The 14,160-nt window shown below is 29.9% G+C and carries 16 protein-coding genes and 1 pseudogene; 11 read left to right on the top strand and 6 right to left on the bottom strand.

Going from position 1 to position 14,160, the window contains the following annotated elements:
* Window positions 1-59 precede the first annotated feature (59 nt).
* From ACR0P1_RS00600 to ACR0P1_RS00585, 4 genes are all read left to right on the top strand, one after another.
* Complete coding sequence (locus ACR0P1_RS00600; protein ID WP_432644472.1) at window positions 60-1,076, top strand: M24 family metallopeptidase; 1,017 nt, start codon at window positions 60-62, stop codon at window positions 1,074-1,076.
* Window positions 1,077-1,223: 147 nt separating this feature from the next.
* Complete coding sequence (locus ACR0P1_RS00595; protein ID WP_432644471.1) at window positions 1,224-2,150, top strand: type II secretion system F family protein; 927 nt, start codon at window positions 1,224-1,226, stop codon at window positions 2,148-2,150.
* Entirely contained in the window at window positions 2,150-2,332 is a 183-nt protein-coding gene (locus tag ACR0P1_RS00590) for a class III signal peptide-containing protein (RefSeq protein ID WP_432644470.1), read from the top strand. Before ACR0P1_RS00595 ends, ACR0P1_RS00590 begins: the two co-directional genes overlap by 1 nt.
* Window positions 2,333-2,377: 45 nt before the next feature.
* Complete coding sequence (locus ACR0P1_RS00585; protein ID WP_432644469.1) at window positions 2,378-3,328, top strand: bile acid:sodium symporter family protein; 951 nt, start codon at window positions 2,378-2,380, stop codon at window positions 3,326-3,328.
* Between the two features lie 381 nt (window positions 3,329-3,709).
* Here the strand turns inward: ACR0P1_RS00585 and ACR0P1_RS00580 are convergent, their stop codons facing one another.
* Both ACR0P1_RS00580 and ACR0P1_RS00575 read right to left on the bottom strand, forming a co-directional pair.
* Window positions 3,710-4,276, bottom strand: coding sequence for a TMEM175 family protein (locus ACR0P1_RS00580; protein ID WP_432644468.1), 567 nt, complete (start codon window positions 4,274-4,276; stop codon window positions 3,710-3,712).
* Window positions 4,276-4,848: a TMEM175 family protein gene (locus tag ACR0P1_RS00575; protein WP_432644467.1), complete on the bottom strand. Its 573-nt coding sequence runs from the start codon at window positions 4,846-4,848 to the stop codon at window positions 4,276-4,278. Before ACR0P1_RS00575 ends, ACR0P1_RS00580 begins: the two co-directional genes overlap by 1 nt.
* A 49-nt stretch (window positions 4,849-4,897) precedes the next feature.
* On the opposite strand from ACR0P1_RS00575, the gene ACR0P1_RS00570 reads away from it, so the two are divergent.
* Entirely contained in the window at window positions 4,898-6,310 is a 1,413-nt protein-coding gene (locus ACR0P1_RS00570) for a lactaldehyde dehydrogenase (protein ID WP_432644466.1), read from the top strand.
* 18 nt (window positions 6,311-6,328) lie between these two features.
* Here ACR0P1_RS00570 and ACR0P1_RS00565 read toward each other — a convergent pair whose 3' ends face one another.
* A complete protein-coding gene (locus ACR0P1_RS00565; protein WP_432644465.1) occupies window positions 6,329-7,051 on the bottom strand; it encodes a tRNA-binding protein in 723 nt (240 codons plus the stop codon).
* Window positions 7,052-7,203: 152 nt separating this feature from the next.
* Here ACR0P1_RS00565 and ACR0P1_RS00560 point away from each other — a divergent pair, with 152 nt between their 5' ends.
* Genes ACR0P1_RS00560 through ACR0P1_RS00545 form a run of 4 tightly spaced genes read left to right on the top strand, consistent with a single transcriptional unit; the run spans window position 7,204 to window position 9,805 of the window.
* On the top strand, window positions 7,204-7,605 hold the full coding sequence (locus tag ACR0P1_RS00560) for a PRC-barrel domain-containing protein (protein ID WP_432644464.1): 402 nt from the start codon (window positions 7,204-7,206) through the stop codon (window positions 7,603-7,605).
* A 45-nt stretch (window positions 7,606-7,650) separates the two neighbouring features.
* Window positions 7,651-8,415, top strand: a complete 765-nt coding sequence (locus ACR0P1_RS00555) for an aspartate dehydrogenase (protein ID WP_432644463.1) — start codon at window positions 7,651-7,653, stop codon at window positions 8,413-8,415.
* Entirely contained in the window at window positions 8,415-9,137 is a 723-nt protein-coding gene (locus tag ACR0P1_RS00550) for a tRNA(His) guanylyltransferase Thg1 family protein (protein WP_432644462.1), read from the top strand. Before ACR0P1_RS00555 ends, ACR0P1_RS00550 begins: the two co-directional genes overlap by 1 nt.
* Complete coding sequence (locus ACR0P1_RS00545; protein WP_432644461.1) at window positions 9,134-9,805, top strand: Mov34/MPN/PAD-1 family protein; 672 nt, start codon at window positions 9,134-9,136, stop codon at window positions 9,803-9,805. The genes ACR0P1_RS00550 and ACR0P1_RS00545 overlap by 4 nt, the downstream gene beginning before the upstream one ends.
* A 129-nt stretch (window positions 9,806-9,934) precedes the next feature.
* Here ACR0P1_RS00545 and serA read toward each other — a convergent pair whose 3' ends face one another.
* The gene (serA, locus tag ACR0P1_RS00540; RefSeq protein WP_432644460.1) at window positions 9,935-11,509 is read right to left on the bottom strand and encodes a phosphoglycerate dehydrogenase; all 1,575 of its coding nucleotides are present in this window, start codon (window positions 11,507-11,509) and stop codon (window positions 9,935-9,937) included.
* A 165-nt stretch (window positions 11,510-11,674) separates the two neighbouring features.
* Between serA and ACR0P1_RS00535 the strand changes: the two genes are divergently transcribed.
* On the top strand, window positions 11,675-12,013 hold the full coding sequence (locus tag ACR0P1_RS00535) for a heavy metal-binding domain-containing protein (RefSeq protein WP_432644459.1): 339 nt from the start codon (window positions 11,675-11,677) through the stop codon (window positions 12,011-12,013).
* 8 nt (window positions 12,014-12,021) lie between these two features.
* Window positions 12,022-12,816 (top strand): hypothetical protein, encoded by a 795-nt coding sequence (locus ACR0P1_RS00530; protein WP_432644458.1) that lies wholly within the window; start codon window positions 12,022-12,024, stop codon window positions 12,814-12,816.
* Here ACR0P1_RS00530 and ACR0P1_RS00525 read toward each other — a convergent pair.
* Together ACR0P1_RS00525 and ACR0P1_RS00520 are read right to left on the bottom strand one after the other, a co-directional pair.
* On the bottom strand, window positions 12,813-13,199 hold the full coding sequence (locus ACR0P1_RS00525) for a hypothetical protein (RefSeq protein ID WP_432644457.1): 387 nt from the start codon (window positions 13,197-13,199) through the stop codon (window positions 12,813-12,815). The two genes, ACR0P1_RS00530 and ACR0P1_RS00525, sit on opposite strands and share 4 nt — an antisense overlap.
* Window positions 13,200-13,208: 9 nt before the next feature.
* Window positions 13,209-14,140 (bottom strand): annotated as a pseudogene (locus ACR0P1_RS00520) (transcriptional regulator).
* Window positions 14,141-14,160 lie beyond the last annotated feature (20 nt).

Here is a 14,160-nt window from a genome sequence, read left to right as displayed (position 1 = left end):
ATCCATTTTTAAATTAATTTCCGTGCTTTTTTTATAATACATTTTCTAAATGATTAAACATGGAGCAACATATAGACAATATTTTAAGAGACTTAGAAAAAGATGATATTCAAGGTTATTTGCTCACACAATTTACAAATGTTGAGTATATTTCAGGATATAAACCAACTAGTTTTGCTTTTTGCATTATTAAAGAAAATCCTGTTATTTATGCTTCAGGTATGGATATGGAATTAGCAAATCGTGATTCAACAATTGAAGTTAAGAAATATGAATCTTATGAGATTATGATACAGGAATTAAAAAAAGAAGACATTAAAAACCTTGCAATTGAACCAACATTGCCTTACAGCACTTATGTTAAATTTAGGGATGATTTTGAGATATCTTCACGAACATACATTGATAAGCAGCGTATGATTAAAAGTGATTTAGAAATTGAAAAAATCGCAAAGGCAACAGAGATTGCTCAAAAATCCTTTTTGCAACTGGATATTTTAAACAATAAAAGTACTGAAAAGGAAGTAGCTTTTGATCTTGCAAGGTACATGATTGAAAATGGGGCTTCAGGAGAGTCTTTTGATACAATTGTGACAAGTGGTTCTAATTCTAGTCTTCCACATGCAATTCCTGAGGGTAAAATATTGGAACAACCAATTTTAATTGATTGGGGAGCTGTTTATAATGGGTATTGTTCGGATAATACTCGTACAATGGTTTACTCAGAAACTCAACAGGAAATTTGGGATATTGTAGCTGAAGCTCATGATAAAGCAATAAAAATGATTAAACCAGGTATTAAATGTTGTGAAGTTGATAAAGTAGCTCGTGATATTATTGCTGAATATGGTTATGAAAGCAATTTTATTCATTCTACTGGACATAGTCTTGGTTTGGATATTCATGAAACTCCGGGATTTTCTACTCGTGATGATACAATAATTGAAGAGGGAATGGTCATAACAGTTGAGCCAGGAATATATCTAGAAGGGCAATTCGGGGTTCGTCTAGAGGATACTGTTTCAATTTCAAAAAGAGCTAATGTAATTGGTGATTTGCCATTGAGAATTGATTAATTCTAGGTGCATTCACTAAATTTTACTTTTTTTATATTAAGTGTGTTATAAATAATTATTTATCATCTACTCTTTTTTTTTTAAAATTGTAAAATTGATTTTAAAAACAACCAATATTTTATATTGTCTTAGAGTCAAGTAATGTTCATGAAATTTAAAATAATTAATGATTTGACAATATTTTTAGACAATAATGTTCCTGAAAGATATTTATCCCAATTTCAGGAATTTTTATTAAGTGGATCTATTTTTACGGATGCTTCAACAATATTAGCAGTTTTGATTATGTTTATGATAATCTCGGAAATTGTGTTATTGGTGATATTGACATTTTTTAGTTTACCAGTTTCGATATTAATTTTACCGTTTTTCATTATTCCTGTCTTTTTTTCGTATGTTGTTGTTTGTCAAGAGAAAAGGGCACAAAAAATTGAGAGTTCATCTCCTGATTTTTTAAGACAGCTTTCTAACATGTTACAGGTTGGATTAAGTTTTGAAAATTCAATGGAAGATATGTCACAGTATAGTGAAGGGCCATTATATGATGAAGTGAGAAGGTCAATTGTTGAAATTAGGATGGGTCGCAATTTTGATGAAGCTTGGAGAGCAATGAGCAAACGTTTAAAATCAAAAGAATTAGAGAGAATATTCGGAATCATTCTTGATGGGAGGAAAGGAGGATCTAGTATCTCTGCTGTATTGTTTGATGTTTCTAATGATTTAAGGGATTTAATGGCTCTTAAACGTGAGAGAAAGTCTTCAGTTATGATGTCAGTCATGTTTTTGTTAATTTCAGCTATTGTAGCAACACCATTTGCAATGGGTATGGTTAGTATTTATTCTGGTTTCATGCAAAGCTATGGGATGGAATCTGAAATTATCTTATCAGCTCCTATTGCAGGTGAGATATATTTGATAATTCACTCCATTTTGGTAGGTTTTATTATTAGCATTATAATGTATGGTGAGGTTAAAAAGGGAATCAAATTTGCCGTACCTCTTGTAGGAGTATCTTTTGGAATATTTTATTTAATGTCTACATTTGGGGCAACATTATTAGTTGGGGGATTTTAATGGATAATCGTGCTCAAACATCTGCAGAATTTATTTTATTATTCGGAGGAATATTTGTTGTAGTTTTATTAGTTATTTATATGTATAATAATTATTTGAATGATTTAGGAGGTCAAGTCCAATCAAAAGAAGTCACAGAATTTAATAATCAATTAAAAACACTTAATAAATATTTTAGATAGTGGGATAAATTTATTTAATTTAAACAGGAATATATTATAAATATTATGAAAAGGATTTTTAAATTTATAGAAAAATATTATTGCATTATCATTTTACTTTTTGTTTTCATTGCTTTAAGTTATCCAAGCTCATTTAATTGGGTTGTGAGTGATTATGCTGATATCAATATTTTAAATTTACTTTTAAGTATTGTTCTTTTCACTATGGGAACTACTCTTAAAGTAGATAACTTTATACGCATATTTAAAAATCCTAAAGAAATAACTATCGGAATTTTAGCACAGTATTTTATAATGCCTATTTTAGCATTTATTCTTGCAAGTATATTCTCATTAGATGCAGCATTGACTGTGGGTGTTATTTTGGTTGGTACTGTTCCTGGAGGTACTGCATCTGATGTAATGACATTTCTTGCAAAGGGAGATGTGGCATTATCAGTATCTTTAACTGCGGTTTCCACTTTACTTTCACCAATTTTAACTCCAATATTGACTTTAATTTTGGTTGGAAATCAAATTTCTTTTAGTCCGATTGATATGTTTTTATCAATTGTCCAAATAGTAATTATCCCAATATTGCTAGGTTTAATGCTTAATTATAAGTTCCCTGAATTTTGCATGAGATTAAGGGAGTATCTACCAGCTATTTCTGCAATTGTTATTTGTGTGATTGTTGCAGGAGTAATGGGTGCAAATAAACAAGCTATTTTAACTTCATCTATCGTGATAATGGTAGTTATAATTATTCAATATTTCTTAGCAATGGCTTTAGGATTTATTATTGGTTATTTGTCTGGTATGGATCGTAAAAGTATTATTACTATAGCTATTGAACTTTCTTTTCAAAATTCAGGTTTGTCAACTGGACTTGCTAAAACCCACTTTCCAAATTTAACTGCTGCAACAGTTCCTGGAGCATTATATTCTATATGGCAAAACTTCGCTGGTTCAATCATGGCTTATGTATTGAATAGACATTTCGATGATTCTGATTAGATTTGATATTCTAAAGTATTTTTAAGAAAGATTACTTTTTAAGAGGGCAGTAGTAAGTTTATTTTTAATTTCTAAGCAGTTTTACATTTTTTCTAGAATAAATTTTTTTTCTAATAATAACTGTTTTTTCTATTATTTTCGTTAATTGTATTTGGTTGGGTTTTATTTTCAAATTTTATTTGATTCTTTGCATAGAACTTGAATTTGAAGTCATCTTTATCATTTATTGTAAAAAATGTAGTGGATAGTAACTCAGGATTTTTACCGGATTTTTACATTTGAAGATGTTATTCAATTATTTTTGTAGTATAATGGATATTAGTTTAAAATATACTAAATAAAAACATGCTTGCAGTATATTTTGAATATGTCATTTTTATTTTAACGGGATTGAATTTTTGGCATAATCCAAACTCCAAAAATTGAAATAAAACAACAGGCTATAATGGCTGGGGGATAAATAAAGTATCCAATAATCATTCCAATTAAAACTAGGACTATAGTTACATATAATGAGTAATGTTTGTCTAATACAACATTTAGTGTAATATTTGCAGGATCTGTTTCTTTTAAGAGTTTACTATTTATAGCTAACATAATTGCAATTGTAAGGAAGTACAATCCATACATGAATTGTGGGAAGAATAAGAAGAAATGCTCACCGGCAAATAATGTAATGTATGGAAGGAATGAAAACACAAATAAGGTTATTCCCATGCTCCAAACTACTTTTGAATCTATTTTATTGACTATACTGAATAAGTTGTTGTTGTAGTTCCAAAAATTAAAGCAAACAATGAAACTCATAGCATAAAACAAAAAGTCATATCTTAATTCATAAAGTGCACCCCAGGTTCCAGTACTTGCGAGTGGTATTTCTAAAACAAGAATTGTAATAATGATGGCTAAAATAGCATCAATTAATGCTTCAAATCTATCAGTTTCCATTATAATTCCACCTTTATTAATCGTTCAATGATAATCCATAAAATAACTGTTATCAAACAACAGAAATAAATTCCCGGAGTATATATTGTGTAAGTCAATATGAATCCAATAATTAAAAAGATTACCGGAAAATGTTCATATTTTGATCTAAGATTCAATTCACGCAATTTCGGGTTATTAGGATTGGATTTATAAATATTTCTTGTAGCCAATGAAATTAAGATATGTGTGATTATGAATATTAATCCAAACATTGTCTCAGCAGGTATTGAATAAATGTTAGATGCAATCCATTTTGTAAAGTAGGGTAATAATGTAATAACAAAAGTCATAGTCCCATAAATCCAAAGTGTAGTATTGTCAATTATATCTATTTCATGTAATAACTTATGATTATAATGCCAAATGTTGAATAATGTTAAGAAACTAATCAGATAAGCAATATAATTAGTATGTAATGAAAATATTGCTTCTGGAGTAGGTGATGATGGTTGTGGAATTTTTAAAACTAAAATTGTTAGAATAATTGCTAAAATTGCATCAAAAAATGTTTCAAATCTGGTAGTGTCCATAGGAGAATATTTAATATTTCTTATATAAAATATTAATCAAGGTGATATGATGGATATGTTAATTGGTGGTAAACACATTTCAAGTGACGATGTAGAAGATGTAATCAATCCATATAATGGTGAGGTAATTGATACTATTCCAATAGCTCATAGGCAAACTGCAGAACTGGCAATTGTTGAAGCAAACAATGCTAAAAAGGAATTATGTGAAATGTCAGCATTTAAAATTTCAAATAAATTATTTAATGTTGTTGATAAATTAAAAGAAAAACGTGATGAGTTTGCAAAATCATTAACTTTAGAGGTTGGAAAACCAATTAATGAATCTTTAGTTGAAGTTGATAGATCTATTGAAACATTAAAACTAGCGGCTGAAGAGGCGAAAAGAATTTATGGTGAAAGTGTACCTCTTGATGCAGGTCTTAACGGTAAAGGATTTTTTGCTTTCACACAACGCTTACCGTTAGGTGTTGTTGCAGCAATTACTCCTTTTAATTATCCGCTTAATCTAACAATCCATAAAATAGCACCAGCTATTGCTTGTAAAAACACAACAATAATAAAGCCACCGACTGAAGCTCCATTAACCGTAATGAAATTTGCTGAATTATTAAATGAGGAATTTCCAGATGGTGTTGTAAATACAGTAACAGGATATGGTTCTGAGGTTGGAGATTACTTAGTTACCTCCCCTGATGTTGATAAAATTTCATTCACTGGAAGTGTGACAACGGGATTAATGATTTCTCAAAAAGCAGGAATGAAAAAAGTTACTTTGGAACTCGGTGGAAATGATCCTATGATTGTTTTAAATGATGCAGATATTGATAAAGCTGTAAAAGGTGTTATTAATGGAGCATTTTTAAATGCTGGTCAAGTTTGTATGGGTGTAAAAAGAATAATAATCGAGGATAGTATTGCTTGTGAATTTTGTGAAAAATTAGTTAGTGAAACTGAAAAATTAATAATGGGAAATCCACTAGATTCTAAAACAACACTAGGAACTTTGATATCCAAAAAAGCAGCAATACAAGTGGAAGAAGTAGTTAATAATGCTGTTAGTATGGGAGCAAATGTATTAACCGGAGGGACTAGGGATGGTTCATTTTACGAAGCTACTGTAATTGATAATGTTACACCTGACATGGATTTAGTTTTAAATGAAACATTTGGTCCAGTAGCACCTATTATTCGTGTTAAAAATTTAGATGAAGCTATTGAGGTTGCTAATGATACGGATTATGGTCTTCAAGCAGGTGTGTTTACTAGGGATTATGTATCTGCAATGAGATGTGTAAATGAAATAGAAGCTGGAACTGTTTTTGTTAATAAACAATCAACATTCAGAACAGATAACATGCCATTTGGTGGATTTAAAAATAGTGGTATTGGAAAAGAAGGCATTAAATATGCTGTTGAAGAAATGACAAAAATAAAATTAATTGGATTAAATTTAAGATAAAAAAATAAGTAATTAAACTTATTTTAAATAGTTTTCAACAAGGTTACGTGTTTCATTAAGGGATTCCATTGGAATTCCTTTTGGCATTTGACCAAGTTCTCCTTCAACATCTTTAAGGATATTTCCGTTCATTCCAAGAAACATTCCTTCACTTACAATATTGCTAAAGGATTGTGGTGGAAGTAATGATACACCAACTTTGTTATTATCTTTAACATTTAAATCGTTAGTAAGGACAGTAATTGCACGTTTACCAAGATTTACATTACAAATCAATAATTTTTCATTTTTATGATGTTTTGTAACACTCATTACTTCTCCAACTTTAATATCAACTCCAATAATCGGATCGTTAATTGGGCCAAGGGCAAGTCTGTCTTTTAGGCCAATGACGGTGTCTAAGAAAAATCTTACCTTTGCAATGTTTTCTTGGGTTTTTTCTCTGTCTTCTTTAGGGGCATTATTTAAGAATTTTTTATTCCATTCTTGCCCTCCTAAATATTCGATAATTTTCTCTCCTTTTTCTTTTAATGATGCAACATCTGGGGAGTTTATTAATTCATCTCCTTCCAAGTAAGAATAAATCAATGATTGGAAATCACTATTCATTTCTTTTCCAACGTCAATAGCTTGTTTTTTATTCCAACTTCCTCTAAAAGATGCTGTTGGAATGAGATTTAGATAATTCTCTCTTGCTTTACTTGCTACTAAAATTCTATAATCTTTTGTTGTATCCCACATTTCAAGTCTCCTTTTAATCTGAATTATACTTTAAATTTATAATTTAATAAATTTTTTTGTAAAATAGGTTTATTTAAGTAAATAAAAAACTATTTATATTAACAATAAAATAAACTTATACATATTTAATTCAAAATTATTGTGGTGTAAAAATGGTAGAAGTTTCAAAATTACGCAGTTTAGATATTTATACTAACACAGGACATTATGTTGGTCGTGTTGAAGATGTTATTCTCAATATTAGATTAGGAACTATTTCAAAATTACAAGTTAGAGCTATTGAACATGAGAGAAAACCTGCTGGAGTCCTCAATTCCTTTTTAGGAACTATTCGTGGAGAAATTCCAGAGGAAAATGGCATGAAATCTTTTCAAGATGATTTATTAACCGTTGATTTTGATAAAGTCCAAGCTATTGGAGATATTATGTTAATTAACCCAAGGGACATTAAAAAAGTAAATACTAATCCACAAGTTCCTGATGCTGTAGTTCCTAAACAAGCTGAAACTCAACCACAAGAAACACAAATTCAATTTGACAATGAAAGAGCATAAATGTCTTTCATCTATTTTTTTAATTTTTTTTAAATGGTGTTGTTCATGAAAGTTGGCATTATAGGCTGTGGGGCTATTGCTAATATTATTACTAACAGTATTGCTCCTGAAGATAATGGAATCGAAATTGCATACTTTTTTGATAAAGATATTGAAAGAGCAGAGAATTTAGCAAGTTTAGCTGGTGGTGTAGCAGTACTTGATTTCAATGATATGTTAAACAATGTGGATTTAGTTTTAGAATGTGCTTCACCTGATTCAGTTAAAGAATATGCACCGATTGTTCTTAAAAAAGGAGTTGACATGATTATCATGAGTATTGGTGCATTTATGGATTTAGATTTTCATAATACTGTTTCAAAAATTGCCAAAGAAAACAATGCTAAAGTACATTTGCCTTCCGGAGCAGTTGTTGGTTTAGATGGAATTAAAGCAGTAGCTAAATTCGGTCTTAAAGAAATTAGTCTTGTAACTCGCAAGTCCCCAAGATCACTTGGAAAAGATATTGATACTGAAGAAGTGTTATTTGAAGGGAAAGCTTCTGAAGCAGTTAAACAATTCCCATTAAACATTAATGTTGCAGCAACAATCAGTATGGCATGTAATAGGGACATTGATGTAAAAATCATTGTTGATCCTAAAGTGGATAGGAATGTTCATGAAATCACTGCTAAAGGAGACTTTGGTGAATTTAAAACAACTACTATGAACTTCCCTTGTGAAGCTAATCCTAAAACAAGTATGCTTGCAGCGCTTTCAGCAATTAGATTACTTAAAAGTTTCAATGAAACAATTAGTGTGGGTATGTAATGAAGGAATATGAAGTTTATTCTTCACTAAAAGTTCCAAAAAACTCTAAAATTATTGTTCGTTTGGATGGTAGGAATTTTCATCAATTAGCTCGTGATTTAGATTTAATTAAACCATATGATGATAATTTCTATAATATTTTCTCTTGTGTTTGCGAAGACTTATTTAAAGAGTTTTCACCTATTTTTGTTTATGCTTTCTCAGATGAAATAAGCATGCTTTTTGATAATGTTCCATTTAATGGTAGAATTGAAAAAATTGATTCTGTAATGGCTAGTTTTGCATCTAGTTCCTTTGCTATTAACTATAACACAAAATTTAAAAAACCTCCAGCTTTTGACTCACGTGTTATTCCAATTTCAGATGATGATATTTTAGAATATTTCAAATGGAGACAAGATGAATCCTGGAGAAATTGTGTCAATTCTCATGGTATATGTTACTTAAAGTCTAAGTATTCAAATAATGTATCAAATGATAAAATAAATGGGATGAATTTGAGTGATATACATGAATTATTGTTTAAAAATGGAATTAATTTAAACGATATTGATACTTATAAAAAAAGAGGAATAGCAGTATATAGGAAAAATAAAAAAGTAGTAGGGTTTAATAAAAAAGAGAATAAAGAACAAATATCTTATAGAAGTTATGTATTTACTGATTGGAACCTTGAAAAGTTTAGCAAAGATTTCTTTAGGAGAATAGGTGTTTTAAAATGAGTTTTATTTCAAAATTATTTGGAAATAATGATGAGGAGTTCCATGAAATTAGGGTTGATAAGGAAGTCTTAAACTCTGCAATCTATTATTCAAAGCAGGCTTATCCAAATGAATTTCTAGCATTTTTTGATGGTAAAATAAATAATAAAATATTATACATTACTGGTTTAATATTTGTTCCAGGTGAAACCTGCGAAACTGGAGCAGTAGTTCACACTGAAATGGTTCCGATTAATACCAAATACTTTGGATCAGTTCACTCACATCCAGGACCAAGTGCAAGTCCATCCGGTGATGATTTAATGACCTTTTCTAAAAATGGATATTTTCACATGATTGTATGCTTACCGTATTCCTATGAAACATTCAGAGCATATGATAGACATGGGAATCCTGTTGAATACACTGTTGGAGATTATAGTTATTTGATTGATGATGATTTAGATGAATTTTTTGATGAGGATGATGTATTAACTGATGACGATGAGTTTAATCCAGGATTTTTTGATGAAGAGGATGATAAATTTTTCAAAGAGCTTGATGAAGAGAAAGTTAATCATTATGATGAATTTGAAAAAGGAAATGATAACCTGCAAAAGAATATAATAAGAATAGAATTAAATGTTGATGGTAGTGTCAAAAAAATTTCAAGAGATTCTAAAGACTAATTTTTTAAAAAATAGCAGGTTTTTTATATTTATAGAAATTTTAATTATAAAAAATTAAAAAACAAGAATAAGTCTATAAAATTCTATAGACTCAAAAAAATAAAAAACAATTATGGTGAAAATTGTTTTTTATAATTCAATTCCAGTAGCTTCGTAGATATTTTCTAAAGCTTGGAGTTCACTAATTACTTCTTTTGGAACTTCTTTGTCTAAAGTTAGAACCATGATAGCTTTTCCACCTTGTTCATCCCTTCCAACTTGCATGATTCCAATGTTTATATCATGTTCCCCTAATTTGGTGCCAATTTTACCAATGCTTCCAGGAATATCTTCATATTTAGCAATGAACATGTGTCCTTTAGGAATAACGTCAACCCAATAATCATTTACTTTTAAAATTCTGGATTCGTGTAATTGAGTTCCTTCAGCAGTGAAAGTTTCATTTTCACTTTTAGCAATGACTTTGATTAAGGATTCGTAGCCTTTGGAGTTATTTTTCTTACCTTCAGTAATGGTAATTCCTCTGTCTTTAGCAACTAATGCAGCATTAACTGCATTTACTGGGGAGCTTAAGAATGGATTTACAACACCTTGAATAACAGTTCTGGATAATATTTCGAGGTTATCAATTTCAGAAAGTTCTCCGCTGTAAATAATTTCGATTTCTTTAACTTTTCCGTTAATTCCTTGAGATACGAAACTACCTAATTTTTCACATAATTCCATGTATGGAGCTAATTCATTGTAGGTATTTTTATCGATACGAGGAAGGTTTAATACATTTTTAGGAGTGTTTCCTTTTATTAAATCAATAATTTCATCAGCTACAATAATAGCTGCATCTCTTTGAGCTTCTTTAGTTGAAGCTGCAATGTGTGGAGTTAATACAATGTTGTCGAGTTCAAATAATTTTGAATCTTCAGCAGGTGGTTCTTCTTCGTATACATCAAGAGCTGCTCCACCGATTTTATTATTAACTAATGCATCGTATAAAGCTTCTTCATCAATGATTCCACCACGAGCACAATTTACGATAAATGCACCATCTTTCATTATTTCAAATTGTTCTTTGGAAATTGAGTGTTTGGTTTCAGGTGTAAGTGGCACGTGAATTGTAATGAAGTCTGCATTTTTGAGAACGGTTTCTAAATCAGTTAAGTTTACACCCATTTGTTTTGCAACTTCTTCTGGTAAATAGGGATCGTATGCCATTGCATCCATTCCAAATGCTTTACATCTGTTTACTACTTGAGATCCAATTCTTCCCATTCCTATTACACCGAGGGTTTTGTTTCTAAGTTCAACACCCATAAATTTTTTCTTCTCCCATTTTCCTTCTTTAACAGATTTATCTGCGATGGAGATTTTACGTGCCATACTTAAAATTAATCCCATAGTATGTTCAGCTACAGTAACTGAGGTTGATTCTGGGGAATTCACAACCATAATACCTTTTTCAGTTGCAGCATTAAGGTCTATGTTGTCTACTCCAACACCTGCTCTTGCGATAATTTGTAAATTGTCTGCTTTTTCGATAATATCAGCAGTTAATTTTGTCCGACTTCTTACTACAATTCCATTGTATTCATGAATGGTATTTGCTAATTCTTCAGGAGTAATACTGGTGTCAACGACAACATCAGCAACTTCTTTCAAATTTTCAATACCCTTTTCGTTAATAGCATCAGCGATAAGTACTTTCATTTTTTCACCATAATTTAATGAATATTCAGTATATAAATATATATTTTATATTATTTAAAAGGTTTCAATTTTTCAACAGATAATCTATTATTTTTTCAAAAATAAATCTTTTTTAATTAAAAAATTATATATGTATTTGCTGAGTAACATTATTAATGTGATATTATGGTAAAAATAGAAGATTTCCCAATGTCAAGTGCAAATTTCATTTCAGGTTATAAAATTGTTGAATCTAAAGGATTTGTGTATGGATTAACAGTACGTGCAAGAGGTCTCGGTGGAGATATAGGTGCTGGTATCAAAGGACTTCTTGGTGGAGAAGTTACACAATATGTTAAAATGATGGAAGAGTCAAGAGAAGAATCAATCAATAGATGCATTGAACATGCAAAAGAATTAGGAGCAAATGCTATTATTTCTGTTAGAATGAATTCAGATAGTGTTTCTCAAAACATGCAAGAAGTTTTAACATATGGGACTGCTGTTGTAATTGAAAAAGAATAGGATTTTCAATGTTTTTCGATGAATTAGATTATAAAGAAAAAATAATCCCAAAAACAATTCTTGGTTACTCACCATTTGTAGCCGAACCATTTTTGGGACATAGATCAATGTTATATCAAAGGGATTTATATGATAATCCTCAAGCTATTGCTGATGTTATTGTGGAATCATATAATCAGGGAGTTAGAGCTATTAATCTTTTCAATGATGCTCAATTGCTAAAAGCTTATGATATTGCATGTGATCAAGGTTGCGAGATGAAAGTAATAGCTACTATAGGTAAAAGTGATATTGATTATTTAAATCCAAATTATGAAATTGCAAAAGAAGCAGATTGGGAAGAAGATATCGAGTTATTCAGTGGTTATGATTGTCCATTAATGTTAGTTGATGAATTTATCGTTGATGCATATGATTGGAGATTGACTTCAAAGATTTTGGCAGCTATTAATGACACATATTCTCTTTCAGGATTAATAACTTCTTTTCCACTTAGAACAACAGAGTTAATTTCTGAGAATTTAGATATGGATTTATTTGATTTTTATATGGTTCCTTTTAATGCTATTTCTTATATGATGGATATAACTGCATTTAATGGAGTTCAAAGAGAGGAATTTAAACAGAAATTAACTAGCTTAAATAAAAAAGTAATTGCTTCTAGGATTTTAGCGTGTGGTGTTTTAAAACCTAAAGAAGCATTTGAATTCTATAAAAAAATAGATTATATTGATTTAATTTCAATTGGTGTGGCTAAGGTTGAAGAAGCTCGTGAAGATTTCAAGCTTCTAAAAGAATACTAGAATTTAACAATTTCGTATTCCTCAAAAGGAACGAGGCCTTCTTCTTCAAGTGATTTATTTAAATCAGCCAAACCGTTGATTAATTCTTTTATATTTTTATTAGATGGTTTTTTGCCTGTGATTTGTAAGTATTGTCTTGGTGAAATTTCACAGAGTTCACATTCAAAATTACAGCACCTTTCTTTTTCTTCACAACCATATCCTTCTTGTGTTTCATCAGTTCCAATTACAATATCGTCTAGTATTTTTGAAACCCTATCATCTGATGCAAACATAGCTATTTTTTGAGTTTTACCACAAATTCCAATAGCTGTTTGTCCTTTAAAGTTACATACCCATTTTATTGGATGATTTTCCATATCAGTAATTTGTAAATTTTCCATATAATCACGCTAATCTTCTTTTCTTTCTCTAATCATTTTTAATAAATCTTTTGGATTTTCAAATTCTTTTAATTCCCATGATTTGATAACAGGGATTGTACCGATAGATTCTTTAATTTTATCGTTATTTATATGAGAACAGGTTCTGATGTTGTAACCATCGATAAATCTTTTAGAGGAATTGCCATTCTTTTCAATGTTTTTTCAGTTCTATTTTTTTCAACATTTGCCATTAACGGTGAATGCTTATCTGAGGTTTTCATTTTTGCAACAGCATCAAATGGACTTTTATTAGTTGATAAAACACCATAGCCTAATTTTGATAAGTCATTAACATCATCACTATATTCAACATTGTCTTTTTGTGGTTGTTTTAACAAATCAATATCTAGAGTGACTTTTGTATTTAATATCTCTTCTAGAATCATCGCAGTTTCAGTATTTGCACGAACAATACCATTTTCATATTTGTACATTGTTGCTCGAGATACATGTGCAAGACTTGCTAAATCTTTAAGGGACATAGAATATTCTTCACGATATTGTTTTATAACATTCCCATCAATTTTAACAAAATAACCACCACGGTCTGCTAGAATTTCAGGATATTCATTGTATAAAATCATATTTTTAAAAGTATCAAATCCTATTGTTGGAATATCATATCTTTCATAGATTACTCCTTCTTCAAGAATACCATTTCTTGATTTTTCTCCAATAATTATTGGAGAAGCAAGGAATATATTTGCTAATTGTTTCATCTCATGAGCGTTCTGTTCGTTAATACTATCAATATTTAAGAATGTTTTTAAAAGCAAAATTAACAAGTTTTTTCTTGCTACAAGATCAAATGATCCCTGTTCATAGATATCTGAAGTTTTAAAACCCTGTGATTTTAATAATTTTTCAGTTTGTTGTAACAAGTTGCCCCTAGTTAACATATTCATTCCTCTGTTTAAAC

The organism is Methanobrevibacter sp. (assembly GCF_050872065.1).
Taxonomy (GTDB): Archaea; Methanobacteriota; Methanobacteria; order Methanobacteriales; family Methanobacteriaceae; genus Methanocatella.
This window is presented reverse-complemented; position numbering and strand designations above follow the sequence as displayed.